Source organism: Coleofasciculus sp. G2-EDA-02 (assembly GCF_040226375.1).
In the GTDB taxonomy this organism is placed as follows: domain Bacteria; phylum Cyanobacteriota; class Cyanobacteriia; order Cyanobacteriales; family Coleofasciculaceae; genus Coleofasciculus.
In genome coordinates, this window is sequence record NZ_JAVKEW010000124.1 from 1 (window position 1) to 25,936 (window position 25,936).

Below are 25,936 nucleotides of genomic sequence, written 5' to 3' on the forward strand. Positions count from 1 at the left end.
TTGACTTGACTACAGCAAAAGGGAAACTGCAAAGCATCAACTGGAAGTATTTCGAGCCAATCTGGAAAGCTGACGGTTATACTTATGTCCACAAAGGAAAGAAATGTCCATTGATTTAACGATTAGAGGAATAGCGATCGCTTTTGCACGGTTATCCCTTGTAACCCAGATTCCCCATGTCAGTCTGTAGTATGTTAATTCTGGTGTAGTTTGCTTGTCAGGAATTGTATGATCAGTTTACAGTTGGGTATTTGCCGGAATTTAGGGTGATAGGATTAGATGTATAACCTAGTATGCACGCGCTCATCTAGGGAGGAGTTCGATGGCTGGTTTGACGATTAAAGACCTGGAAAAATTGCAGGTGCAACATCCGCACTATCGGATGGAGTTAATCGGTGGGGAGATTATTGTTATGAGTCCTTCAGGGTATGAATCCGATGAAGTTGCGGCGGAGATTATCGCCCAGTTGCGTAATTGGGTCAGACCTCGCCGGTTAGGGCGAGTGACGGCATCCAATGCTGGATTTATTCTCCCCAATGCTTCGGAGGACGTGCGTGCGCCGGATGCGTCTTTTGTCCGAGCCGAGCGATTGCCGCGAACCACAGGAGATTATGCTCAGTTAGTCCCTGATTTAATGTTTGAGGTCAAGTCCAAAACTGACTCTTTGTCCAAGCTGCGTCAGAAAATTCAGGAGTTTCTAGCACTAGGAACACAGGTTGGGGTTTTAGTTGATCCGAGAAGTCGGACGATGGAGGTTTATCGTCCGGGTGTGGAGAAAGTAGTTTTGCGGGATGGTGATGTGCTGACGGTACCGGAACTGCTGCCGGGATGGGAGTTAGCCGTGGCTGAAATTTGGGCACCAGAGTTTGACTAATACCAAATAGTTCTAACCCTAACCGGGAGCATGTCGAATTTAGAAATGGTGATAAACTTAGCGATCGCTAAATCTTTGGGAATCCCCATGACGATGGGAGGCGGAGCCTCCATAAGAGCATTCCCAGGCAGAGCCTGGGAACGAGGGTGTCTCTAGAAAGTAGCTAGATTACTGACGCCAGACTTCATCAACAACATCCCCTGATGAACCGACTAATTGGATATGCAAGGGCATTTGACCGAAGGCATGGGTGGAACAGCTTAAGCAGGGGTCAAAAGCACGAATTCCGGCTTCAACTCGGTTTAATAACCCTTCAGGTATTTCATTCCCGTGGATATAATGTTTGGCAATTTGTGCCACGGTTTTGTTCATCGCCAAGTTATTTTGACCCGTGGCAATAATCATGTTGACTTTCTTGATAATGCCATTTTCATCCACATTATAGTGGTGGAACAATGTGCCTCTGGGCGCTTCACTGACACCGATGCCTTCTAAATTGTTAATTCCGGCTTCAGCACGAGTGCGTTTGGAGACAATATCTGGATCTTCAACTAATTGTTCAATCCGTTCTAAAGCTGCCAGAATTTCCACTAAGCGGGCATAGTGATAGAAGAAGGATGAGGTGGCTACACCCCCGGCGCGATCGCGAAATTCTTGTAACTCCCGATCCGCCGCTTCCGTGCCCATGCGATCGCAGATATTCAGTCGGGCTAATGGACCTACCCGATAAATCCCATCCGGGTATCCTAAGGGTTTATAGTAGGGGAATTTCAAATAAGACCAGGGTTCAACCGCTTCACCCATAAAGTCTCGATAATCATCCTCACTGAGTCCATCCGCCACCATATTCCCTTCACTATCTTTAAAGCGAAGATGACCATCATAATGTTCCCAGACTCCATCTTTGCCGACTAACCCCATAAACAAAGAGGGGAACAGACCAAAGGTTTCCACCTCTGTAGAAAACCGATCCAATAACTGCTTAAACAGCCCCAGGGCGGTATCTAGAGTCGCACGGGATTCCGGTAAGCGATCGCGAATCCAAGCCCGTCCCTCTTCCGATAGAGGCGATCGCACGCCGCCAGGAACCGCCCAAGATGGGTGAATCTTCTTCGCCCCCAGCAGTTCAATCACCGTTTGACCAAACTGGCGTAAGCGAATCCCACTGCGGGCTAAATCCGGATCAGCCGCAATTAACCCAAACACATTCCGAGTCGCTGGATCACTATCCCATCCCAATAAAAAGTCAGGACTACTCAGATGGAAAAACGACAGCGCGTGAGACTGGGTAATTTGTCCCAAATTCATCAGCCGCCGCAATTTCTCACCCGCAGGCGGCACCTTCACCGCTTGAATTTTATCCCCAGTTTTCGCCGACGCCAGTAAATGACTCACCGGACAAATCCCACAAATTCGGGCAGTTATTCCCGCCATTTCCCACATCGGGCGTCCTTCACAGAACTTTTCAAAACCCCGGAATTCCACCACATGAAATCTAGCGTCTTCCACTTCCCCCGCATCATCGAGAAAGATAGAAATTTTCGCGTGTCCTTCAATACGAGTAACCGGATCAATAACAACTGTTTTAGCCATAACATTACCCTTGTTTATTTGTTTCTTTGTCCTTTGCTTATTTTCTTGGTTAATTATTGTTCGTCATCAACTATCAACTTTAACCAATGACAAAGGACATAAGACGAATGACCAATGACTATCCAAACTTAATCATTTCCCGTCCTTCCATAACGGGTTTTTCACCTCGCAGTAAAGGTTCGATTGTTGCTTTAATTCGGTCGGCTGGTGGTGGACAACCGGGCATAAATAAATCAACGTGAACCACCTCATGCACAGGGCGCACGCGGTCTAGTAATTCTGGGACAATTCCAGGGAATTTTGGTAATTGGGGATTAGCGTCTCCCAACTCCAAATAACAGCGCTTCAGCACAGGTTCTGCCCCTCCCAACATATTCCGCAGGGCGGGTACATTCGCGGTTACAGCACAATCGCCAAAGGAAATCAGGAATTTGGTGCGTTCTCTGGCTATGCGAATTAACTCTAAGTTTTCTTCATTAGCGATACCCCCTTCTACTAAACAAACATCCACGTCTTCGGGGTAGTCTTTAATATCAGAAGCCACGGGGCTAAAAACCACATCCACTTTCTCCGCCAATTCCAGTAGCCACTCGTCTAAATCCAGAAAGGACATGTGACAGCCGGAACAGCCACACAACCAAATCGTCGCCAGTTTTATCTTTGCCATGTTTTATTTCTCCCATAATTGGTGATTTGTCATTCGTCATTGGTTAGCTCCCCCTGCTCCCCCTGCTTCCCCTGCTCCCCCTGCTCCCCCTGCTCCCCCTGCTCCCCCTGCTCCCTCTGCTTCTCTACGTCACCGCGTCCATTTTCGATCTTCCCGTGCTGTGACCAAAAATTCTACTTTCCCTCTGTCTTTTTCCATTTCCGCGACTGTGGAACCTTTGCGGAAAAGAGAACCTGTGGGACAAGCATCTACACACTTACCACAAGAGGTACAGGCTTCCACCTCTCCCCAAGGTTGAGCTAACCCGCTAATTACACGGGAAGCCGGACCTCGCCCTGCCACATCCCAGACGTGGGCGCCTTCGATTTCATCACAGACTCGCACGCATCGGGTACAGAGAATACAGCGGTTGTGATCGATGCCGAAGCGATCGTGAGACACATCCACCCCTCGTTCTGGAAAGCGGTAGGGGAAACGGGTGTGATCCATCCCCACCTCAATTGCCACATCTTGTAGTTGGCAATTGCCATTGGCTACACAGACTGCACAGATGTGATTGCCTTCGGAAAACAGCATCTCGACAACCATGCGGCGGTATTCTTGGATCGTTTCGGTATTGGTATGAACTTTCATTCCCTCTGCTACCTCAGTAACGCAGGCAGGTAGGAGTTTGTTAATACCTTCAATCTGCACCAAACACAACCGACAAGCGCCCACATCGGTAACCCCTTCTAGATGACACAATGTAGGGATATGGACACCTGCTTCTTTGGCTGCGGTTAGGAGGGTGGCGCCTTCTTCAATGGCGAGATCAACACCATCAATTGTCAATGTTTTTACTGACATATCATTTTTCGTCCTTTGTCATTGGTTATTGGTCATTTATCATTGGTCATTCGTCAACAAACTTATAACTTATGACTGTGAATAATGGCGGGTTTTGTTTTTCCGTTATCGGTGGGGCGGGCGGGTTTTGTTTTTCCGTTATCGGTGGGGCGGGCGGGTTTTGTTTTTCCGTTATCGGTGGGGAGGGCGGGTTTTGTTTTTCCGTTATCTGTGAATATCTGAATTTAGTCCCTAAACCCGCCCCGACAATGTCCCTAAACCCGCCCCGACAATTGTCCCTAAACCCGCCCCGACAATTGTCCCTAAACCCGCCCCGACAATTGACTGATGACTTATGACTTCACTGCCACTTTTCCATTCGGGCTATCCTGAAGCAGCGCCAGATACTCATCCCGGAAATAGTGCAGCGTACTCAGGACGGGATTGGGTGCGGTTTGACCCAAACCACATAGACTGGTGTCTTTCACCATGCCACAGAGCTGTTCAAGCTGTTCAATATCTCTCATCGTGGCTTCTCCCTTGAGGATCTTGGTCAGCGCTTGATACATTTGCACTGTTCCAACCCGACAGGGAATGCATTTACCGCAAGTTTCTCCGCGACAGAATTCCATGTAAAACTGGGCAACTTCAATCATACTGGTGGTTTCATCCATTACCACCATACCGCCGGAACCCATCATTGAGCCGATTTTAGTCAAGGAGTCGTAGTCTACGGGGGTGTCGAGGAGTGATGCGGGAATGCAACCACCAGAAGGACCACCTGTCTGCACCGCCTTGACTTCACCATCGGGTACGCCGCCACCCATTTCTTCAATGATTTCCCGCAGCGTGATACCCATGGGAACTTCAATCAAACCATTATTGCGGATTTTACCCGTTAGGGCGAACACTTTCGTCCCTTTGCTCTTTTCGGTGCCGATATTGGCGTACCATTCGGCTCCTTCCCGAATAATGGCGGCAATATTAGCAAAGGTTTCGACATTATTAATTAAAGTAGGACATCCCCATAAGCCCGATTGCGCGGGGTAGGGGGGGCGGGGGCGAGGCATTCCCCGTCCGCCTTCTACGGAGGCGATTAAGGCGGTTTCTTCACCGCAGACGAAAGCACCTGCACCGATGCGGATATCAACTTTAAAGTCAAAGGGAGAGCCGAAGATTTGACTCCCTAGAAGGCTGAGTTTTTTAGCTTGCTTGATTGCCTTTTGCAGGCGATCGATCGCGAGAGGATATTCAGCCCGGACATAGATGAAAGCTTGTGTAGCACCAACCGCATAACCTGCGATCGCCATTCCTTCTAGAACCCGATGGGGGTCACTCTCTAACACCGAGCGATCCATGAACGCACCAGGATCACCCTCATCCGCATTACAGATCACATATTTTTGCTCCCCAGGCATCTTCGCCATGGTTGCCCATTTCAATCCCGTGGGATAGCCGCCGCCACCGCGTCCCCGCAACCCACTCTTGCTGATTTCATCGACAACCTCAGCCGGGGTCATATCATGAATAACTTTATAAAGGGATTGATACCCCCCCGCCGCAATATATTCTTCAATCCGTTCTGGGTCAATTTTGCCACTGGTTTCCCGGACGATTCGCATTTGGCGAGCAAAAAAGGGGTGATTCAGATCGCCCTCATCTGCCGTGGCTGTCCCGCCGTTAAGCGCTTCAATAATACTAGCGGCATCATCGGGAGTTACTTCTTCATATAGTTTTTCCTGGGGATCGATTTCCACCAAAGGACCTCGCCCACAGAACCCCATACAACCGACACCAACCACTTGCACGCGATCGCCTAATCCTGCTGTTTTAACCGCTCCCTCTAAATTTTTCTTTACACCCAAGGAATTTGCCGCTTGGCAACCCGTTGACGTACAGCAATGTACCCGGATGCTTTTTTGCGCCTTGCGTTCTTCCTCAGCAATTTCTTGCAGTTCCGTTAAGTCCATCTTTTTCTCTCCTCATCAGTTATGGAATCAACCCACCCGCACAAAATTCATTAATCCATCCATCCCTTCACCTTCTCCAGTGCCAATTCTGCGGTTTGTTTCGGCGCAACTGTGCCATCAAACACCACGGCGGGGGCGATACCGCAGGCACCAAGACAACGGGCGCTGAGCAAGGACATTTCGCCATCGGGGGTGGTGTCACCCACTTTGATGCCAAGATGCTCCTCTAGTGCCGATAACACTTGTCCGCCGCCTTTGACGTAACAAGCCGTACCCGTACAAACCACACAAGTATGAGTGCCACCGGGCTTCAGGGAGAATAGATGGTAAAATGTCGCCACCCCATACACCCGACTCAGGGGGAGTTTTAGCCCTCGTGCTACATACAGCAACACGTCCTCCTCCAGATAGCCAAAGGCTTCCTGTGCTTTATGGAGAACTTCAATCAAAACATCAGGACGATACTGAGCCCGCTTCATAGTGATATCCAGGACTTTGAAGCGCTTATCACCACTGGGATGTCCTGTCTTGGCTTCCTTTGGTTTTTTCGCAGCAGTGGTGTCTGCACGAGCCGTGGGCGCAGTTGCCATAGTTAACTCTCCTTTATTTGAGTATCTGTCGGGTGGGCAAATGCCCACCCCACAACAGGTTTACACCGCAGGTACGGCAGGTTGGGTATCGCTTATACTGGTGTCACCGATCGCACCATTGCCGTTGACGGTTTCGACATCAGGAAGCTCTCCCAAGTCGCCATAATAGGCTTTGGTGAGGATTTCCTTAAGGTCTTCAATCAAGGGATAGCGGGGGTTCGCGCCAGTACACTGATCATCGAATGCCTGATCCGCTACTTCGTCAAGTTTGGCGAAATATTCCGCTTCACTTTCCTTAATCACATCCTTCAGCGCCGCCGGAATCCCCACCTGACGCTTGAGTTCCTCAATTGCCCCAATCAGGTGATTGATTTTCTCGTTTTCGGTATCGCCGCCCAAGTGCAGGTAATCGGCAATCCGAGAATAGCGCCATTTGGCATTGGGATACTTGTACTGGGAGAACGTCGCCTGCTTAAAGGGCGCGTCTGTGGCGTTGTAGCGAATAACATGGGAAATTAACATGGCATTCGCTAACCCGTGGGGAACATGGAAGATTGCCCCTAATTGGTGTGCCATGGAGTGACAGATTCCCAGGAAACTATTGGCAAACGCCATTCCCGCCATCGTGGCGGCATAGTGCATTTTCTCCCGCGCCTTGGGATCATTTGCCCCATTTTTGTAGGCTGAAGGCAGGTATTTAAAGATCAGCCGGGTAGCTTCGAGTGCCAACCCATTGGTATATTCACTGGCTAACACCGAGACATAAGCTTCTAAAGCATGAGTCAAGGCATCGACGCCCCCGAATGCGGTGAGACTCTTGGGCATATTTAGGACTAATTCGGGATCAACGATCGCCATATTTGGCGTTAGGGCATAGTCTGCCAAGGGATACTTGATATTGTTGCGGCGATCCGTTACTACCGCAAACGGTGTGACTTCTGAACCCGTTCCCGATGTCGTGGGAATTGCCACCATTATCGCTTTCTCACCCAGGGGGGGGAGTTCATATACCCGCTTGCGGATATCCATGAACCGCATCGCGAGTCCTTCAAATTCAATCTCTGGATGCTCATACATCAGCCACATAATTTTGGCAGCATCCATGGGCGAACCCCCACCCAAGGCGATAATCACATCAGGCTTGAAGGTGTTCATCAACGTCAATCCCCGTTGTACGGTTTCTAAGGAGGGGTCTGGCTCTACGTCATAGAAGATATCGTATTTGATACCAATTTCAGCCAAAACCTCTTCGACGCTAGCCGTCATCCCCAGATCGTAAATGGGTTTGTCGGTGACAATAAATGCCCGTTGCTTCCCAGCTAACTCCCGCAGCGCTACGGGCAAAGACCCATACTTAAAGTACACCTTGGGCGGTATCCGGAACCATAGCATATTTTCCCGCCGTTCCGCGATCGTTTTTATGTTCAGCAGGTGTTCCGGTCCAACGTTTTCACTGATGGAGTTTCCACCCCAGGTGCCGCAGCCTAGTGTCAGGGAGGGATCAAGGCGGAAGTTATAGATATCCCCGATCGCACCTTGGGATGAGGGGGTGTTAATTAAGACGCGAGACGCCTGAACTTGGTCTTCAAACCGTTTAATATGTTCAACATTCGCTGGATTGGTATAGAGGACAGCCGTATGTCCTCGTCCGCCAAATTCCACTAACTCTCCAGCTTTATCTACCGCATCCTCAAAGTTTTTGGCACGATACATTGCCAGGATGGGCGAGAGTTTCTCGAAGGAAAAGGGTTCGTCTATGCCAATCTTTTCTACTTCCCCAATAATCACCCGGGTTTGTTCCGGTAAGGAAAATCCGGCTAATTCGGCTAACTTTTCCACAGGTTGACCAACAATTTCGGCATTTAAACGCCCATCGACAATAATTTTACTCCCCAGTTTTTCCCGTTCCTCTGGTTTCAGGAAGTAAGCACCGCGATTAATAAATTCTTGGCGAACTTCCTCGTAAACATCATCTAAGACAATCACCGACTGCTCACTGGCGCAGATCATGCCATTGTCAAAGGTTTTACTCAGAATAATCGAAGAAACCGCCATTTTAATATGGGCGCTCGAGTCAATCACCGCTGGCGTGTTTCCTGCACCAACACCCAGAGACGGATGACCCGAAGAATAGGCGGCTTTCACCATTCCCGGACCCCCTGTCGCCAGGATCAGCTTGATATCGGGGTGCTGCATTAAAGCTTGGGAAAGAGACACCGTGGGTTCATCAATCCAGCCGATAATATGCTCTGGTGCGCCAGCCGCTACCGCCGCTTCTAAGACGACTTTTGCCGCTTCCAGGGTGCATTGTTTGGCACGGGGATGGGGGGAGAAGATAATCCCATTGCGGGTTTTTAGGGCAATCAGTGCCTTAAAAATCGCGGTCGAGGTGGGGTTGGTGGTGGGTACGATCCCCGCTAAAATACCAACGGGTTCAGCAATTTTCTGGAAACCGAAGGATTTATCCTCTTCTACAACGCCACAGGTTTTGTCTTTTTTGTACTTGTTGTAGATCATTTCCGATGCAAAGTGGTTTTTAATCACTTTGTCTTCAACGACTCCCATGGCGGTTTCACTAACTGCCAGTTTTGCTAGAGGAATACGGGCAGCATTGGCAGCGAGTGCCGCTTTTTTAAAGATGGCATCGACCTGCTCTTGAGTGTAGCTAGCGTATTGGGTTTGAGCTGCTTTAACCCGTTTAATTAATTCTTCGAGTTCCTGATGGTTTGTGACTTTAATCATGTTGGTTGCGGTAAGTTTCGTCATGGGTCAATATTTAATGTCCCTCACACCCACTATTGATTTTGTTCTTGTTATTTCTCGTTTACTAATCGGGCAGATTTCCCAGCTAAAGCGACTGAGTTTCTCCCTGAATAGCAACCATAGTTTTGCCACTTACTTTTGCTTGCACCCTTACATTTGCGTCATGGCAAACTGAGCTACTCCCAGTATAAAGTGGGTATGACTTCATAAAAATCTCCTCATTGGAATACTCAAATTTGCTCCGGCTAATCCCCTAGAATGATTCGATTCAACAATAATTAATCAGACCGTTGATTAATCAGACAGTTCCTCCCCATGCAGTATAGACCAAGAATTCATGACTAGGGTAGTCCAGGGAATCTCAGGAATACTTTTTCTTCCCGTCACACTTACTATACTATCTCGAACGAGGGATTCATACATTAATAAATCAATGAAATTTTTAGGATTGCGCTAGACTTTAGCCTCCTGGATTTTAGAATTTCTTAATAAACAACGCTCTAGTTGTTCAAACGCCAGACTAGCTTTTTTCAACCAACCAAAACTGTTAACCATGAACCAAGCATCAGACAAGGCGTCTGCATGTCCTTAATAGCACTTGCCGTATCGGTTTGTCGATAGGGGGAGAATTACCCCTGAGGGGACTATGTTCCTCTATCTCCAGACGTAAACGTTGCAATTTTAAAATAAACTTAACACAATGAAATTATTCTTTTAATATTGATAGGCTTAGCCGAACCCATCAAGATAGCGGTGTTTATACGCAACCGGAACTATTTGACCCAGAACGCTTTAACCCTCAAAGGGCGGAGGATAAAGCCAAACCCTTTAGTTATGTAGCCTTTGGCGGTGGGGTGCGCGAATGTTTGGGGCGGGAGTTTGCCAAATTGGAGATGAAATTATTTACCGCGTTGTTAGTGCGAGATTATCAGTGGGAACTGCTTCCGGAACAGGATTGGGATATGGTTAAATTACCGACACCCCACCCCCGCGATGGTTTGCGGGTTAAGTTTTGGCGGCGACAGGGACACAAGTAGGTTTTTGTCACTGATGAATAACCACAGGCGTTCCTACAGACGCCCAATTATATAACCACTCGGCGTGATCAACTGCTACATTCACACAACCGTGGCTCATCGGAGTCCCAAAGTTATTGTGCCAATAAGCCCCATGAATGGCATAGCCACCTTGGTAATACATGGTATAGGGAACATTAGAAACATCATAACCGGGACCACGCATGCGATCGCGCCGCAGCTTGGTTTGAATGTTAAAGACGCCGGTACGGGTAGGTGTAGCGCTTTTCCCGGTGGAGACAATCACCGCATAGACTTGAGTCCCCCCTTCCCACGCAATTAACCGTTGATTGCTTACATCAATTTGAATCCAGCGCTGGTTCGTATTTTGCAGCGCCGTCATTTTGCTGGCAATCTGTTCACTTTGGGGTGTAGGATGGGCGACGGGTGTATTAAACCCAAACACGGTTATGGCTAAGGCGACACCCGCGAGGAGGGTTCCTGAATGGCGCACCCACTTGGTAGACCTGATGGTTTTCATGGAAACTTCTGAGGTAACAGCATAATCCTCTTAGTTCCATTTTATGGATTATGGTTAAATTGAGATCGAAGTTTTTTCGCCCGTTGGGTAATCTCTTGCCAATCCCCAGACGCGATGAGGGGTTTGGGAAACAAATCTCCTGCCAAACCGACCGCGATCGCACCGGCTGTGATAAAGTCTTTAGCATTGGCGAACGTTACGCCGCCTGTAGGAATCAAGGGAATATGACCCAGAGGTCCTTGTAAGGCTTTGATATAGTTAACACCGCCTACCGCCTGGATAGGAAACACTTTAACGCAACTTGCCCCCGCATCAATAGCCGTAACAATTTCGCTGGGAGAAAGTGCACCGGGAACGATGGGAACTCCAGCGTTAACAGCCGTATTAATTAGAGTGGTATTGGTATGAGGAGTAAACAGAAACTCAGCCCCCGCATCAATAGCTTGATGTACCTGTTCCAGGTTTAATAATGTCCCTGTACCAACCGTACAGTTTGGTAACTCTTGGCGCAGATGACGAATTAATTCCGCAGCCGCGTCTGTATTCCAGGTAATCTCAATTAACTTTATTCCCCCCGCGGCTACCGCCAGCGCCATTTGACGTCCTAACGATTGGTCAGACGCCCGAATCACAGCAATGATACGATGCTCTTGCAGAAGAGTCAACCAAGATTCATTTGATATACTCACAATTTTATTGATGCTTACTGATATCACCGACTGCGTTTGTAGTTGCGATGCGAGCGCCATACACGTCGAAGCACTTACCACAAACAGGTTCGTAGTTGCGATGCGAGCGCCATACACCCTTACTTAAAGGCTGACTACAAACTCTTAACAGTTTTCGCGGAAGTCCTCACCCTCAGTGATAGCAGGGTGAGGATGGACAGCAGGAAATCGGAGGCACGGAGATTTCCAAATCATCTTAACGCACTGAGTCCTTTGTAGTACAATGAGAATAGCTCACCTAGGTCTACATGGTAAGGCATGGGAAGACAGATGGTTGAGTCAGGTGTGATAGAGATGTAGTCAAAAGCGCGTTAATGAACTCGACCACCGTTCGCTTTTAGCGTCCAGAAAAGAATAGCGCAAGATGCCTATTAGCATTATTCGGTTAGAACTCTAACCACAAACCGCGAAAGCCAAGCGGACTAACAAAATATACTGCCTGTGGAAGACGGGCGGCTGCCTGTGGACGCTGAGTAAGACCATCACCAGATTGAGTTCTGGACTTTTCTTAAAAAAAAGTACCCAACGTGGCATCGACGGATGAAGCGGGAAATCCCAAAGACGAATAAGACCGTCCTTGCTTGCTAGTTGGAAGCCCCAAATAAGAGCGAAGCAAGTTGGGGTACTTCACTTCAGTAACATTTACTCTAGGTTGAGTCGTATAAATAATTCAAGGATTATAGTCAGGGCTTCAGAGTTATTTTACAGGCTAAAGCCCTTACTACGAACTACAAACTAATTCACCGCTTAGCCATAGCCGTTTGCAGCCATTGCTGTAACTGTTGCTTAACCTGTCGTTCCCTTTGGGCAACGGTTGCACCAGCTTCACCCATCTTATTCTCAAACTCAGCTTGCTTGTATTCTACAACACTGGGTTCTACAGTTTGAGATTGTGCTTTTAGTTGGTTGTACCAGGCGGCAAAATTCTCTAAGCGCTGCTTCAAACGCTCATAGCGATTGCGCTCAATTTCAGCCCCATTGATATCACGATTGACCTCGTGATTATTCATCGTAGCATATTGATTCTGCACATCCGTATAAGCTTGGCGCAAATAGGGCAACAGGCGATTTTTAAGCGCTTTTGAGACGGCGATAATGATAGCTTTGGAACGAAGCCCAGGTGTTTTTGGCGCGGCTTCATCGTTTTCGTTCTCGATTTTATTTACCCTTGCCAAAATCTCCGATAAGTTTTCTTGAAAAATCCCGCGAATTTCACCCGTTCCGTCTTTCACTTCAGCCAATGTTTTCGAGAAAGCCTCTTGGACAATTTCTTGAATTCGTTCTGCCCGTTCCCGTTCTGCGGATTTAGCTTTCTGAAACTCAGTGGTGATGCGTTCTTTAGTAGAGTGAGACATTTTTTATCCCTCGTCGCTTTGATTAACTCGGTTTCGAGACTTCTGGTAAAAAGCTTTTCTACTCCCAATTTAATTTTGCCAAATTTATCCCTAACTTTCCGGTGTGGTTTACCCCCAGTTTTGGCGTATTAATTCGACAAACGGTAGGGAGACTAGGACATCAGGTACGGATATCCGACGATTGAGCTTGTTTCATCAACTATCCAATTGAGGCGGATTCCTGTTTCCTTCTTTCCCCCCTTTGAAAGGGGGGCTAGGGGGGATCTCCCGATGTTCAATACACACTTCCCAGTCTTATTGTGCATTTTCCCAACCTACTTGACTCTCTTGAAAGCAGGGAACAGGAAATAAAGGCAGAAGTCTAGGATATATTATTTTACCCTTGGCTTTTGGCTTGATTCTTCGCCACGAATAATGTTTTATTTAAGAGAAAAACAACAATTTGACAATAAGGTCTATATTTAGCTTTTTTAGTCACATTGTAAATTTCCTTACTTAAAATGCCAACCGTCCAAGAGTTAGATGGAGATTTTTTACGCAAGCCCTCCATCACAGCACCCATAGCCGCTTGGCGATTTCTAATCAAAGTTTCTGAATTGAGATTCAAAACCTCGTTTAATTCGTTATTAATCGTTTCATCATCAGAGTAGATTTCACCCTTACTGTTGTATATTGTAGAGACGCGATGCAAGAAGCGTCTGGGCGGGCGCGAGTTACATCAGGTTGCAACGGAAAAGATAGTAGTGAAACCCGCCCCTACACAATCTACAAATCTCCCAATCTCTCACTCAAAACTTACCTCCCTTCGTTGCGCCACATACAGTGAAAACTAAGAAATTAAACCACCTTTGGTTTCGTTCCTCAACTCAACCTACTAAGGTGATAAAAGGTGATATGCTCCCTTCACATTCGCGTTATCCAGAATCCTCTTTTTCCAGCAAAGCCAATAAATCCAATTCTTTATTCACTACATACATCACCGGATTCTTCTGCTTAATCACATTACCCTCTTGCACCGCTCTTTTTAACCAATCCTCCATCTGTCCTTTTCGTACCTGCAACGAATCAGCCAGAGATTTCGCATCTTGAGGTTGCTCTAACTGGTTGAGGATAAAGGGTAAAACTGCTTCATAGATATCTTTGGCAGGTAAATTAATGGAAATCTTTTTATCCCCGCCTAAATCATCTCCGGCTGAGGATTTCTCAGACTCTATTACTCCCTCATCAGCTTAGCTTTCTTCAGCCTCAGCTATAGCGGCGTCTAAAATTGTACGCAACGGTTTATTCCAAGGGGCTTCTGGAAAAACGATTCCTCCCTTTTCCAGCAATTTCTGATTCCCTTCGGGTACAGTTCCCTGCATTCGTACAAAAACCGGGACATCTTTTACCTGTCTCAACACCTCAGTCGCCCCCGCCCAGGTTCCACCTTTACCAACAGCAGAACTAATCACTAACGCATAATCAGCTAACGCATAAATATACTTGTTTCGCCCCATAGCATTACCCGTGCTGAAACTCGCTTCGGGGTCATAGGCAGACACTAATGTCAGTCTACCTTCTTTAATTCCAGCACGATACTTACTCGCCACAGCCGCCTTCGTTAAACTATCAGCAAGTACACCCACAGCGTTCCCACCTGCTGCTAATATACCTAACATGGAAGCTTGATCTACCCCACGCGCCCCACCAGAAATCACATTGATTCCTTGTTCAGCGCATATCTGGACAACTCTTTGAGTATAATTGAGTCCTTCTTGATCAACATCACGAGAACCAACGATAGCCAACCCAGCTTGAGAAAGCAATTCTCTATTCCCAATTCCATAGAGAATAGCGGGTGCATTATGCTTCAATCTTTGCTTCAGATATTGAGGATAGGAAGCGTCACCTCGTCCCAATATCCATAACCCCTGATTCATCCACTTTTCCACCGCCAAACCTAGCATAACACCGCGCTCAAGTAAAGCGACTAACCGCTGAGAATCAAGCTTGCCAATGGTAATTTGAGATAAGCGATTTTTCAGGGTTTGATCAAGCAAATCCTCCGGAATCATGTCATTTTCCAGCAACCAACTCGCTACCGTATTATACTCGCTCAGGGTTAAGGGTTTGGGTTCAGTTTGACGATTTTGTCCAAAGCTGGCACACAATAATAAAATGGCTTGAGTATTGGGTGACAGCAGATGGTAATCCATAATCTTCTAATTTGCCTACGTTAACGAATTGAGTGTCAATGCCAACGGAAAAACATGACCACTTCCAGCACGACGTAACAGTGCAGCAATGACAGTGAATGTCCAACGTGAATCTACCATATCATCAATTAAGAATACTGCACCCTTCATCCCTTGCCAAGGGTTCACTTCAAAGACACCATCGAGGTTATGCGCTTGCTGATAACTATTCCCCATCTGTTTTTGTGGCTGAGTCTGGCGAACTTTCTGCACAATTGGCTGAAAGGGTAGTTGTAATTGATTGGCGAGTCGTTGGGCAAAATTTGGCACAAGTTGTGGATGACTTAAGGAAGGAACACAAGTTACCCAAGTAGGAAAAGGTTGAGGTTGCCAACGTTGAATCATATCAAATGCACCCTGCACCAAGGCGTCATCAAAATCATGATTATTGTATTTCCCTTGTTTAACTAATTCTCCCCAACCTGCATCACCCCAAAGTGATAATGCTCGTCCGGGTTCAGCGCGTAAATTGTCGCGAATTATCCCAGAAAACCCATAACTAGGGAGCGCTTTAGATGCCCATTTTTTACGAGGTTCGATAATTTGGTCACTACGACGGAGATACTGAATTGCTTGATTAACTCGGTCTAGTGAATAGGTTTCGGGTAATAACGGTCTACCCAAGCATACCGCACATTTACCGCAAGGCGTTGGCTGCGGATCATCTAATTCTCTGGCGAGAAATGTCATCAAGCATTCTCGACTATTCATATAGTCAAACATGCGAGCTTGTTCTTGGTGACGAATTTGGGTTAACCCTTCAATTTTCTCCGTATCCGGTTGATAAAATACGGGCGTCGCATACCATTTAGAGCCTTGCTTGGTGACAGGTGCAGGGGACTCTAGGGATAACAGTTTCAACACCTTCTGAATTTGTCCGTTAGAAAGATTGAGATGCTGCTCGATTTGAGGAACAGATAATCCATCCTCGGCTTGTTCTAATGCATTTAAAACCTCCTGAACATGAGCCTCTGGCGGCAAGGCAGTTTGAATAAAATAATCCGTAATTTCCTGATCTTCATCACCACTGAGCAGAATTCCATAAGCTTGCTCTACCGCTCTCCCCGCGCGTCCGACTTGTTGGTAATAATGAACCACAGAACCCGGACGCTGGTAGTGAATAACAAATCCTAAATCCGGTTTATCAAACCCCATTCCTAAAGCAGTTGTAGCGACTAAAGCTTTAATTTCATTGTTAAGGAGTTGGTCTTCTAAGGTTAAACGCTGTTCATTGGTTAGCTTGGCATGGTAGGCTTGAGCATGAATCCCTTGCTGATTTAACCAATGGGCAACTCGTTCGGTATCTTTGATAGTTAATGCGTAAATAATCCCACTTCCGGGTAAATTTGGCAGGTGTTCAGCTAACCACGCCATGCGTGCGGCGGGACTCGGTAATTTAATGGTTTGTAATTGTAAGCTTTTTCGGGTTAGAGTACCTCTGGATACCCGCAAATTGGCACCCAGTTGCGTAATAATATCGTTAACTACTCGGTTATTTGCCGTAGCAGTTGTGGCGAGGGCGGGAATGGTTTGAGGAAGCGCTTGCAAAACGCGGACGATGCGCCGATAGTCTGGTCGAAAATCATGTCCCCAGTCGGAGATACAATGGGCTTCATCAACAACGAATAAGCCAATTCGTTGCGATATGGGTAACAGAATCCTTTGGCGAAAGTCTTCGTTGGCGAGTCGTTCGGGAGAAATGAGCAGAATATCAATGATTCCTGCTTGTAATTGAGCGTTAATCTGTTCCCATTCCTCTGGATTACTGGAGTTAATCGTGGCGGCGTTAATCTTAATCCGTTCAGCGGCGACAATTTGATTTCGCATCAAAGCTAGGAGGGGTGAAATTAGCAGGGTGGAACCCGCACCACTATTTCGCAGCAAGCGAGTAGCGAGAAAGTAGACAATGCTTTTCCCCCAGCCTGTGCGTTGTACAACCAGGAGCCGCGATCGCGCTAGAATTATGCTAGCGATGGCTTCCCATTGTCCATCCCGAAATTGAGCAGTTGGGTTGTTGAGAGCTTGGCGCAGCAGTGACAGCGCTTGGGCTTTGAGTTGGGTTGTCATATCGATACACCGTAGCGATAATAGCCAAGGCGGGTTTAGTTTCATTAGGGGTTTTCTTCGGAATGTTATCAGTAAAACCCGTCCCTACTGTCCTCAAATTCAAATCAACTTATTCATCAAAACTCTGTACAGAATCTCCGTCACTTCCGTAGCTATTCTAGCATCAAGCTTGACAACTTCTCGGTCTTTGTTCCTTGGTTCAAGCGCTTTCCCTACCCGCAATGCCATACTCAAGGTAAAATATTTGGCAGAACCTCCTACCTAAAGTATCAGATATTATATCCTTTTAGAGAGACGTTTTACCGGAACGCCTCTCCCTAATAGAGCCTGCTATATCTGGCACAATCTTTTCTGCCTACTCTAGATACTTAGTGAGACAGGTTTTGTTGTCGCATCCTGAGTTTATCCAAAAACTGGATAACTACCCTTTCCATCGGTCTATCTTGAATCCTTTGAACAAATTTAGTTAATGGGTTGAGTTCAATAACATAATTCCCAATTTGAATCCCCAGCGGTGCTAAATGCTTACCGGATAGTTCCTGGTGCAGTAAGGGAAACTTGCCCTGCTTTAAATAATCAATGAGCCAGAGCACATCACTATTTCTTCTGTGTTCCTCATCTTTAAATCTGTCCTGCTCACTTCCAGCAATCGTATCCTTGTCAAAAGAAATAATGCCTGTTAAATTAAACAGTGGGCTTTTGCTGATATAGCATAGAGTTTGTTCCCTTGTGGGAATTACCCCCAGGTTTTTTGAGTCGAGGAAACGGGCGATGAAAGCTAGAGGTCGAGGAATGGCACTTTGCGTATCACTAATATCAGGTGCGATGAGTAAAGAGGGTTGACCTTTGATAGCACGTTGTAGGTCAGGACTATCGAGGATACTTTCTTCAATTTGTCGAATCTGACTGTCCGCGTCTGAATTACACCGCTTTAAAATATCTCGCCATCTGTCGCCACTTAAAAGCTCTAAAAGGGCGATGTACTTGCACCCTAAACTGTGACCTACCCAAAAATAGTTTTCTGGATTTTGATAAACTTCAGTTGGATAGTTGAGTTTATTGGCAATTTGGGAAATTTCCTTGGACAGAACTTTCTGTTCTTTTAACAAATTAATTGAAACAGACCAATGGCGAAAGGTAAACCGGAAGGGTAGAGCAATGATCGTATAACCTTCATCAAACAACGCTTTTAATAAATAGCGATAAAAAACGGTCGGGAAACTGCCAAAGAAAGCACCGCCGATAAATTGAATAACACCTTTGGGATTGGGATGAATAGCAACCCAACTAAAGGAAAGTGGCGAAAATTTGATTTTCTCGTTCATATCAGTTAATTTTGCTTTTGGATCAATAAAAAGGGAGCCGAAATGTCTCTGCTGATGAAATCTGACCATGTAGTAAGCAGAAGGAAAATTGGTATATTTCCTAAGTATGGTAGTAGAGACGTAACCGGCTACATCTCTACTATCTTTTTGGTCAAAATCCAGGTTGACACAGACTGGATTACGGTTTAAGCTGTGATTATTTAACGGCTTGGAGCTTGGGTTTCTAACTCACTAATCCGTTCCACCATCGCGCTTAAAACCTGTTGCAAGCTATCGGTTGTGCTTGAGATTGCTCCATTGCCCAAATTCTGGGGGTTAAGATTAATCCGATCAGGATTTTCTCGGATAATTTCGGCTAACCCAGGGTCAAGATCAAGGATTTCCGGGGGAAGTTGCCGTATCGGAAAACTTGGGAATTGAAACTGAGTTAGCGTAACTTTAGAACCGCCTGTAGCCGTGGGAAGTGCATAAGCAAGTTGATCAAAGTCTGTATTGCTTTCGGGGAACTTGTTTGGCAAGAATGTTCCTCGTTGCTGAGGAGTCAGCAACAAGTCAAAGGAGCTAGAACCAAATAAATTGGCTAGGGAAAGCGTAACAAATCCACGTATTTCAGTATCTGCCTTGTCAACAACCTCTTTTTTGGTTACATCAGGTTGTAAGAGAAATAATCCGGTATCTCGTGGATTAATGGATATCACATAGGTTTTGGTAGTTGGGGTCTGACTGACGGGATTTAATGGACTATTCAAACCCGCGACATCAAAAAACGCAAGTAGCGGTTGGCTGTTTAGGTTTGGAGATTGAGCGGTGAAATTGACTCGCAGTCGGACAGGAACACTGCTACTGAGATTAGAAATTGTCAAAAAGTAGCCTTGGATAATAGTCCGACCCGCCCCTAATATGTCAGCATTTTTCTGAACCAAGGGTTTAACCAAAAGCTCGAAAGTAGAAACAACTGTGGATACAGCCATTAGCTTGAAACTCCTTTAATAGAACATCAGAACCTAGTACCGCTTTCGAGAAATTTAAAATAGTTTGATTGTCAGCATTTCAGTAAGGCTTGACTGATCAATTGATTTCCGCCGCGCTGTACTTAGTGATTAACCGGGTTGTCCCTCGGTTATTACTAGAAACGAGGATTAAGGGGGGACTATTCCAGATTGATACAAAACTTTACATTAGGAGTTGAAGCGGAACCACACAAACAAAGAGGAGGCGATTGAAATCGCGGAACCACACAAACTTTCGTCCGCCTGCATTTGTAAGGACAAAGAACAAAAGACTCATTAAAGAAAAGAGGCGGTAGACCGCAATGCTACAATCAGAGGGGGTAACGGGGAAAGCGAGGTTCGATTCGTGAATAAAGGGATTGAGGTCAATCCTGAATAGATTGGCTACATTAAAAACTATTGATGCTCCCACCTTAATCGGGCGCTGCACTGAATCAGGGCACATAGGGAAGCAAAATACCCCACATTACTCAAAACGCTTTGAGGGACATGGCTATGCAGTCGGAACAACAACAGCGAATCATGGGCTACTTTATGGAGGAGGCACAAGACCACCTCAATACCATAGAGCAAGGTTTGCTAAATCTGCAAAGCACCATCGAAGACGCTGAGACGGTGAACGAAATGTTCCGCGCTGCTCATTCGGTTAAGGGCGGAGCAGCTATGTTAGGACTCAATAGCATACATCAAACTGCCCATCGCCTAGAAGATTACTTCAAAATCCTCCAAGAAGCTCCGATTAGAGTAGATACTCACCTAGAATCCCTGTTGCTGCGAGTTTTCGATACCCTCAGCGCTCTTTTAGGGCAGCTTCAAGGATCTTATGGATTGACCGACGAAACAGCCAGTACGATTATGTCTGATGCTGAGCCTGTCTTTGAGCAACTCAACAGCTATCTGCAACAGTTAGTCCAAAACACTCAAGCGGCTGGTGATACTCCTTCGGTAGCCAACTCATCTCAATCCTCTAGTAAAGGAACAAAAACCTTGCCCGCCACCTTTAAACGAAATGTGCTGGTAGAACTGCGGGAGATGTTGCAACTGTATAAGCAGTCGGATACTCCCGAACATCGCCACGCCCTGCAAGAACATTGTCAAAGGTTGATCGAATTAGGGGACCAATTAGACTTACCGGGGTGGGGTGAATTACTAGAGACATCAAAAAGTGCGATCGCGAATCTCGAAAATTCCTATCGCTTACTCGCTAGCGTCACCATTAAGGAAATTAAACAAGCTCAAGAATTAGTTCTGAGCGGTCGCTCCGTTGAGATTGTACCCAGTGAACAACTCAAAGCCCTGGCACCAGACGCCACAAAAGTCGAATCAGCGACAGCACATGATATTAGCACCCATTCTTCCCATCAACCAACTCCCGTAACCGAAGAATCCAACCTACACCTAAATAAAGCCACCCATCTCCCCGATAGTCGAGATACCTATATCCAATCCGAGGATACCTATATCCAAGATCCAAACGACACAACAGAGTTCAGACGCGATCAACTCCAATTCTCGGTGGTTCAATCCTCAAACTCGATCTCTCCCCTCTCCGATCAGGGCGAACCCGAAGTGGGTATCGCAGAACTCAATAGTTTAGCCGATATTTTTGAAACTCAAACACCTGATTTCGATCAAAGTTGGCAAGAAGAAGAAATTATCAGCCTAAATGCTCAATCCTTAAACTCTGATTCAGATGATTTTCTGAATCTTGAAGACTCGAATGATTTCTCGGATCTAATTGAGGATAGTGAGGATAGTGAGAATTTAACAAATAATGACTTAAGGCAAGGGTTAGCGGATGAGTTCGCCCTGGACGCGATCGCAAATCCTCAAACCTCAAAAGAATCACAAGATTCCCTAGATATCTCATCCAGCTTGACCGATGACTTTTCTGATCTACTATTTGAGTCAGATAGCTCAGAGGATTCCCACCCAATGAGTCAATCCGGTGATGACTTAAAGGGTTTATTTGGTGATAGTTTCTTTGACGGGGAAGGAGAAAATTCGCCAGCAGCCATTCTCAGTTATTCAGAACTTGAGGATTTGGACGTAGATGAGGACTTTCTCCAATCCTCCCTTGAGGGCGATGAAACTGTCTCAGAATCAGACTTTGACTTTGATGACCTGCTAGAAATTTCCAGCAGTGAGGAAAATCTCCAAACCCCAGGAGAATCAGTCAATCAGAGCGATTTAGCTCTGGAAGACTATCTAGACAGTAATGATTTAGATTTAGATCTAGAAAACAATTTAGACAATAACAATCAAGCTGATACAATCGACATCGAATCAGCAACACCGGAAGCGGGAGATGTATCAAATATGTTTGAAGAAACATCTCTCGACGATTTTGCTCAAGAAGCTTGGGAACAGTCAGAAGATCTCCCCGATTTTGAGGCTCTCAATGACTTCTTTGATTTAGAATCACCTGAAGTTGAATCGACGCCAGTCGATAGCTTGACTGACCCAGAAGAGGTTTCTATCGTTGATATGCCCCTATCCAGGGATGAAGCTTTATTGAATGAAAGCACAACTTCATTCCAAAAGGATGGGGAAAGTTCGGAGTCATGGTTTGAGGAAGAAGGCGACGAAATTCTGCCAGGAGTAACAGAAGATGCCGAAGAACTCTTTGCTGAAGAAGGTGAAGAGTTATTTGACTCAAGCGCCCAGGTAGAGGATTTCGAGATCGATTGGTTAACGGATGAATCTCAACAGACACAACAACCGTGGACATCGGAAACTGAATCAGCAGCTGACCTATTTGGCGATTGGGAAACACCACAGACGCCATCTAGCGAAGATTTAGACGCCCTCTTTTCTGAGGATGAAGATGGTGAGGAGTCATTTGACTCAAGCGCCGAGGTAGAGGATTTAGAGGCAGATTGGTTAACCGATGAGTCAAAAGGGACACCGCAACCGGAAATACCACAAACCCAAGCCGATATATTTGGGGATTGGGAAACAACACAAACACCGTCGGGTGAAGACTTAGATGAGTTATTTGCACAAGAAGAGGAAGCATTAGCTAACAGCGCCGAGGTAGAGGATTTAGATGCAGATTGGTTAACCGATGAGTCAAAAGGGACACCGCAACCGGAAACACCACAAACCGCCGCCGATATATTTGGGGATTGGGAAACAACAGAAACCCCATCGGGTGAAGAGTTAGACGACTTATTTGGCGAAGCAGAAGAGGAATCATTAGCCAGCAGCGCCGAGGTAGAGGATTTAGATGCAGATTGGTTAACCGATGAGTCAGAAGGGACACCGCAACCGGAAACATCACAAACCCAAGAGGATTTATGGGGCGAGTGGGAAACAACAGAAGCACCGCCGAGTGAAGAGTTAGACGACTTATTTGGCGAAGCAGAAGAGGAAGCATTAGCTAGCAGCGCCGAGGTAGAGGATTTAGATGCAGATTGGTTAACCGATGAGCCAGAAGGGACACCGCAACCGGAAACATCACAAACCCAAGAGGATTTATGGGGCGAGTGGGAAACAACAGAAACACCGTCGAGTGAAGAGTTAGACGACTTATTTGGCGAAGCAGAAGAGGAAGCATTAGCTAGCAGCGCCGAGGTAGAGGATTTAGATGCAGATTGGTTAACCGATGAGTCAAAAGGGACACCGCAACCGGAAACAGGGGAAACCCAAGCCGATATATTTGGGGATTGGGAAACCCCAGAAACCCCATCGGGTGAAGACTTAGATGACTTATTTGCACAAGAAGAGGCAGAATTAGCTAACAGCGCCGAGGTAGAGGATTTAGATGCAGATTGGTTAATCGATGAGTCTCAACAGATACAGCAACCGGAAACAGGGGAAACCGCCGCCGATATATTTGGGGATGGGGATTGGGCAATTCCCGAAACATCGCCTAGCGAAAACTTAGAGGAACTTTTTAGTCTGGACGAAGCGACTGTTGACGATGATTTTTCATTAGCAACTCTAGCAGAAACCGAATGGGATCTGGATTCACCCAGAGAAAGCGCTGACGAGTTTGCGGAATTAGAAGCCATTCTGAACATGGAGACGCCAGCCGCAACATTGACTAGCGAAAGCGGCGATGAGTTTGCGGAATTAGAAGCCATGCTGAACGGGGAGACGTCAGCCGCAACATTGACTAGCGAAAGCGGCGATGAGTTTCCGGAATTAGAAGCCATGCTGAGTGATACTCCCTCACAGAAAGATTTGTTTGAGGATTTAGAAGTATTCTTAGGCGAGGAGGAATCAACTCAAGACAATCAATCTTCTGTCGCTCAAACTCGCCCATCTCAAAAGGAAGATGAGCTAGATAAAGAGTTAGAACTCATGCTGCAGGAGGCTCTTCAGGAAACTGATAAATCCACGGTAGGTTCAGCCACAACAAATAGTTCGCGACAAACCGCCTCCTTGCCAAGTCGGCGCACGCCTCGGACATTTGAGCAGACGATGCGAGTGCCGGTTAAGCATCTCGACAGTCTAAATAACTTGGTGGGAGAACTGGTGGTGAGCCGTAATAGCTTAGAACAAGATCAAGAGCGTCTGCGGCAATTTTTGGATAATTTACAGCATCAAGTCTCGGCGTTAAGTGATGTCGGGGCGCGGATGCGGGATTTGTATGAGCGCTCGCTTCTGGAGAGTTCTCTTTTAGCCAGTAGTCAACAGCGCTCTCGCTCTGTGTTCGGGTCAGAGAATTCTGCATCTGCATCTACGAATTCCGAGTCAGGGGAGGACTATCACCCGTTGGAAATGGATCGCTTTACCGGCTTCCATTTACTCTCCCAAGAGATGATCGAGTTAATCGTGCAAGTGCGGGAGTCGGCGTCAGACGTGGAATTTTTGGTGGATGAAACCGATCAGGTGGCTCGCAACTTACGACAGGTGACAACTCAACTCCAAGAAGGACTGACGCGATCGCGCATGGTGCCTTTTGCGAATGCGGCTGACCGTCTAACTCGTCCGGTGCGGGAAATTTCTCTCAAGTTAAAAAAGGAAGCCCAACTGCAAGTGGAAGGTCGAGAAACCTTACTCGACAAAATGATCCTGGAACACCTTTATGATCCCTTAACCCACTTGATCAATAATGCGATTACCCATGGCATTGAATCCCCACAAGAACGGCAAGAGATGGGTAAACCAGCCGTGGGTCAAATTAGCCTGCGAGCGTTCCACCAAGGAAACCAAACGGTGATTGCCATCTCCGACGATGGTACGGGTATTGACCCAGACCGGATTAAACGAAAGGCAATGGAGAAGAAACTGATCACCCCACCGGAGGCGAGAGACCTAACCCCGACAGAGTTGTATGACTTTCTGTTCCACCCCGGTTTTAGTACCAAAGACAACGCCGATGAATTTTCGGGACGAGGTGTGGGGATGGATGTCGTCCGCACGAGTTTGAGCGAAATTCGGGGCGCAATCTACATTGATTCGACATTAGGAAAAGGCACAACGTTTACCATTCGTCTACCCTTAACCCTGAGTATTTGTAAAGCTCTATGTTGTCTTTCTGATCGCGCTCGCATTGCCTTTCCGATGGATGGGGTGGAAGATATGTTTGATGTATCGCGCGATCGCTTCCACAAGGATGCCAACGGTCAAGTCGGCGTCTCCTGGCGGGACACGTTCCTGTTGGTACAACCTCTGAGCGAGTTGCTCTCCTACAACCGTTCCATTAGTCGGGGCAATGTTTATGGGGGTAAGCGAGAAGACGACCAAATCTCAATTGTCGTGCTACGCAGTTCTGGGACATTCATTGCGATTGAAGTGGATCAAGTCTTAGGCGAACAGGAAATCGTGATTAAACAACTCGAAGGTCCTCCGCCTAAACCCATTGGCATTGCTGGGGCGACAGTATTAGGAGATGGTCGAATCATGCCCATTGCCGATGTGTTAGAACTAATTGACCTCGCCAGTGGACGCCTGCGGAAAGACAGCGTGACGATATGGTCAAGAGGGGACAGCGAAGGTGCAGGAATTGAGGAAGCCCCAGAAGCTCCCCATGAGCCACTGGTTCTGATTGTGGATGACTCGATTACAGTCCGCGAACTCCTTTCGATGACCTTCTCCAAAGCTGGTTATCGGGTGGAACAATCCCGCGATGGTCAAGAAGCCTGGGATAAACTACGCTCAGGCTTACCCTGTGATATCGTATTCTGTGATATCGAAATGCCAAGAATGGACGGATTGGAACTGCTATCTCGACTTCAGAAAGACGAGAATCTTAGCCAGTTACCCATTGCCATGCTTACCTCTCGTGGGGCGAAACGACATCGGCAAATGGCAGCACAGCTTGGCGCGAGTGGTTACTTTACCAAACCCTATCTGGAAGAAGTGCTACTTGATGCGGCTGTGCGGATGATTCAGGGTGAAGTGCTCTTTAGTGCTGAGGCTTGATGA

General features: G+C 46.8%; 16 protein-coding genes and 2 pseudogenes. 4 read left to right on the forward strand and 14 right to left on the reverse strand.

The genetic code is table 11. The features are described 5' to 3' along the window. Positions 1-322: 322 nt before the first annotated feature. Positions 323-874 carry a Uma2 family endonuclease gene (locus RLO19_RS14110; protein ID WP_446357312.1) on the forward strand — a complete coding sequence of 184 codons (552 nt, stop codon included), beginning with the start codon at positions 323-325 and terminating at the stop codon, positions 872-874. 168 nt (positions 875-1,042) lie between these two features. Here RLO19_RS14110 and RLO19_RS14115 read toward each other — a convergent pair whose 3' ends face one another. The 3 genes from RLO19_RS14115 to hoxU all read right to left on the reverse strand — a co-directional run bounded on the left by RLO19_RS14115 (position 1,043) and on the right by hoxU (position 3,980). Then, the gene (locus RLO19_RS14115) at positions 1,043-2,467 is read right to left on the reverse strand and encodes a Ni/Fe hydrogenase subunit alpha (RefSeq protein ID WP_446357314.1); all 1,425 of its coding nucleotides are present in this window, start codon (positions 2,465-2,467) and stop codon (positions 1,043-1,045) included. Positions 2,468-2,585: 118 nt separating this feature from the next. Further along, positions 2,586-3,134, reverse strand: a complete 549-nt coding sequence (locus RLO19_RS14120) for an NADH-quinone oxidoreductase subunit B family protein (protein ID WP_446357316.1) — start codon at positions 3,132-3,134, stop codon at positions 2,586-2,588. Between the two features lie 129 nt (positions 3,135-3,263). Continuing rightward, a complete protein-coding gene (gene hoxU / locus RLO19_RS14125; RefSeq protein ID WP_446357318.1) occupies positions 3,264-3,980 on the reverse strand; it encodes a bidirectional hydrogenase complex protein HoxU in 717 nt (238 codons plus the stop codon). Positions 3,981-4,051: 71 nt separating this feature from the next. Here hoxU and RLO19_RS14130 point away from each other — a divergent pair, with 71 nt between their 5' ends. Then, complete coding sequence (locus RLO19_RS14130) at positions 4,052-4,318, forward strand: hypothetical protein (protein ID WP_446357319.1); 267 nt, start codon at positions 4,052-4,054, stop codon at positions 4,316-4,318. Here the strand turns inward: RLO19_RS14130 and nuoF are convergent. Genes nuoF through adhE form a run of 3 tightly spaced genes read right to left on the reverse strand, consistent with a single transcriptional unit; the run spans position 4,313 to position 9,261 of the window. Further along, positions 4,313-5,929 carry an NADH-quinone oxidoreductase subunit NuoF gene (gene nuoF / locus RLO19_RS14135; protein WP_446357321.1) on the reverse strand — a complete coding sequence of 539 codons (1,617 nt, stop codon included), beginning with the start codon at positions 5,927-5,929 and terminating at the stop codon, positions 4,313-4,315. The genes RLO19_RS14130 and nuoF overlap by 6 nt on opposite strands. Before the next feature lie 50 nt (positions 5,930-5,979). Beyond that, on the reverse strand, positions 5,980-6,519 hold the full coding sequence (hoxE, locus tag RLO19_RS14140; RefSeq protein WP_446357323.1) for a bidirectional hydrogenase complex protein HoxE: 540 nt from the start codon (positions 6,517-6,519) through the stop codon (positions 5,980-5,982). Between the two features lie 60 nt (positions 6,520-6,579). Then, on the reverse strand, positions 6,580-9,261 hold the full coding sequence (adhE, locus tag RLO19_RS14145) for a bifunctional acetaldehyde-CoA/alcohol dehydrogenase (RefSeq protein WP_446357344.1): 2,682 nt from the start codon (positions 9,259-9,261) through the stop codon (positions 6,580-6,582). Positions 9,262-10,007: 746 nt separating this feature from the next. On the opposite strand from adhE, the pseudogene RLO19_RS14150 reads away from it, so the two are divergent. Next, positions 10,008-10,319: pseudogene (locus RLO19_RS14150) on the forward strand (cytochrome P450); the annotation flags it as partial. Between the two features lie 7 nt (positions 10,320-10,326). On the opposite strand, the gene RLO19_RS14155 reads toward RLO19_RS14150, so the two are convergent. The 8 genes and pseudogenes from RLO19_RS14155 to RLO19_RS14190 all read right to left on the reverse strand — a co-directional run bounded on the left by RLO19_RS14155 (position 10,327) and on the right by RLO19_RS14190 (position 19,519). After that, complete coding sequence (locus RLO19_RS14155) at positions 10,327-10,839, reverse strand: L,D-transpeptidase (protein ID WP_446357325.1); 513 nt, start codon at positions 10,837-10,839, stop codon at positions 10,327-10,329. A 41-nt stretch (positions 10,840-10,880) separates the two neighbouring features. Then, positions 10,881-11,522, reverse strand: coding sequence for a bifunctional 4-hydroxy-2-oxoglutarate aldolase/2-dehydro-3-deoxy-phosphogluconate aldolase (locus tag RLO19_RS14160; protein WP_446357346.1), 642 nt, complete (start codon positions 11,520-11,522; stop codon positions 10,881-10,883). A gap of 785 nt (positions 11,523-12,307) precedes the next feature. Then, positions 12,308-12,922 carry a hypothetical protein gene (locus RLO19_RS14165; RefSeq protein ID WP_446357327.1) on the reverse strand — a complete coding sequence of 205 codons (615 nt, stop codon included), beginning with the start codon at positions 12,920-12,922 and terminating at the stop codon, positions 12,308-12,310. Positions 12,923-13,298: 376 nt separating this feature from the next. Then, positions 13,299-13,613 carry a hypothetical protein gene (locus RLO19_RS14170; protein WP_446357329.1) on the reverse strand — a complete coding sequence of 105 codons (315 nt, stop codon included), beginning with the start codon at positions 13,611-13,613 and terminating at the stop codon, positions 13,299-13,301. A gap of 223 nt (positions 13,614-13,836) precedes the next feature. After that, positions 13,837-15,117 (reverse strand): annotated as a pseudogene (locus RLO19_RS14175) (DNA-processing protein DprA). Between the two features lie 15 nt (positions 15,118-15,132). Further along, the gene (locus RLO19_RS14180; protein WP_446357348.1) at positions 15,133-17,223 is read right to left on the reverse strand and encodes a RecQ family ATP-dependent DNA helicase; all 2,091 of its coding nucleotides are present in this window, start codon (positions 17,221-17,223) and stop codon (positions 15,133-15,135) included. A gap of 368 nt (positions 17,224-17,591) precedes the next feature. Continuing rightward, on the reverse strand, positions 17,592-18,548 hold the full coding sequence (locus RLO19_RS14185; protein ID WP_446357331.1) for a DUF1350 family protein: 957 nt from the start codon (positions 18,546-18,548) through the stop codon (positions 17,592-17,594). A gap of 200 nt (positions 18,549-18,748) precedes the next feature. Continuing rightward, positions 18,749-19,519, reverse strand: coding sequence for a hypothetical protein (locus RLO19_RS14190; protein ID WP_446357332.1), 771 nt, complete (start codon positions 19,517-19,519; stop codon positions 18,749-18,751). Positions 19,520-20,053: 534 nt separating this feature from the next. Here RLO19_RS14190 and RLO19_RS14195 point away from each other — a divergent pair. Continuing rightward, complete coding sequence (locus RLO19_RS14195; RefSeq protein WP_446357334.1) at positions 20,054-25,933, forward strand: response regulator; 5,880 nt, start codon at positions 20,054-20,056, stop codon at positions 25,931-25,933. Positions 25,934-25,936: the final 3 nt, after the last annotated feature.